Raw genomic sequence first — 1,364 nt, 5'->3', positions numbered from 1 at the left:
ATCTGGTCACCGGCGTGTCTGGCCGGAAGGTTCACGTGGTCGCAGCGGGCAACGTGAGGGCGAGATCATCGCGCAAGGGGGCGATGGTTTCCAGGGTCATGTAGCGCGCCCGCTGGACCGCCCATTCGTCGTTCTGTTCGAGCAGGATGGCGCCGATGAGGCGGGTGATCGCCGCCTCGTTGGGGAAGATGCCCACCACCTCGGTGCGCCGCTTGATCTCGCCGTTCAGCCGCTCCAGCGGGTTCGTGCTGTGGATCTTGGCGCGGTGCTCCTTGGGAAAGGTCATGAAGGCCAGCACGTCCTCCTCGGCCTCGTCGAGCAGGGTGGCCAGCTTAGGCAGCTTGGGGCGGACCTGATCGGCCACCTGGCGCCACTGCGCCTTGGCGGCGCCGGCGTCATCCTGGGCGAACGCGGTGGCGATGAAGGCCGACACCACGCGCCGGCCGCTCCGCCCGGCATGCGCCAGGGCGTTGCGCATGAAGTGCACCCGGCAGCGCTGCCACGTGGCGCGGAATACCTTGGACACGGCGGCCTTGATGCCTTCGTGGGCGTCGGAGATCACCAGCTTCACCCCGGCCAAGCCGCGGCGCTTGAGCTTGCGTAGGAACTCGATCCAGAAGGTCTCGGCTTCCGAGGCGCCGATGTCCATGCCCAGCACCTCGCGCCGGCCGTCGGTGTTCACGGCCACCGCGATGGTGACCGCCACCGAGACGATGCGCCCGTTCTGGCGAACCTTCACGTAGGTGGCGTCGATCCACAGGTACGGCCAATCGCCTTCGATGGGGCGCTCCAGGAAGGTCTTCACCCGCTCGTCGATCTCCTCGCACAGCCGGCTGACCTGGCTCTTGGAGATGCCGCTCATGCCGAGCGCCTTCACCAGATCATCCACCGAGCGCGTCGAGATGCCGTGGACGTAGGCTTCCTGGATCACGGCGGTCAGCGCCTTCTCGGCCATGCGGCGCGGCTCCAGGAAGCCGGGGAAGTAGCTGCCCTTGCGCAGCTTGGGAATGCGCAGCTCGACGGTGCCGGCGCGGGTCTCCCAATCACGCTCGCGGTAGCCGTTGCGCTGGACCAGCCGCTCGGCGGAGCGCTCACCGTGGGCGGCGCCGGTCAGGCCTTGCACCTCCAGTTCCATCAGCCGCTCGGCCGCGAAGCCGATCATCTCGCGCAAGACGTCAGCGTCAGGGCTCTTCTCCAGCAGCGCGCGAAGCGCCATCATCTCGTCGGTCATCGTGGTCACCCTTCGGTCGGGTTGAGGTGTGGTGACCAGACTCTACCGAAGACCCACGATGACCGCCCCGCTGTGGAAAACCGGCCCGCCTACGCCAGCTCTGGGGGGCGCTTCGGCGGGCCGGTTCCCCACA

General features: G+C 67.9%; 1 protein-coding gene. It reads right to left on the bottom strand.

The window, feature by feature from the left end; all coding sequences use genetic code 11:
* Positions 1-31: 31 nt before the first annotated feature.
* Complete coding sequence (locus FBZ83_RS31240; protein ID WP_145691176.1) at positions 32-1,231, bottom strand: IS256 family transposase; 1,200 nt, start codon at positions 1,229-1,231, stop codon at positions 32-34.
* Positions 1,232-1,364: the final 133 nt, after the last annotated feature.

This window comes from Azospirillum brasilense, assembly GCF_007827815.1.
In the GTDB taxonomy this organism is placed as follows: Bacteria; Pseudomonadota; Alphaproteobacteria; order Azospirillales; family Azospirillaceae; genus Azospirillum; species Azospirillum brasilense_C.
Note: the sequence above shows the minus strand (reverse complement) of the source record. Positions and strands in the feature narration are given on the sequence as shown.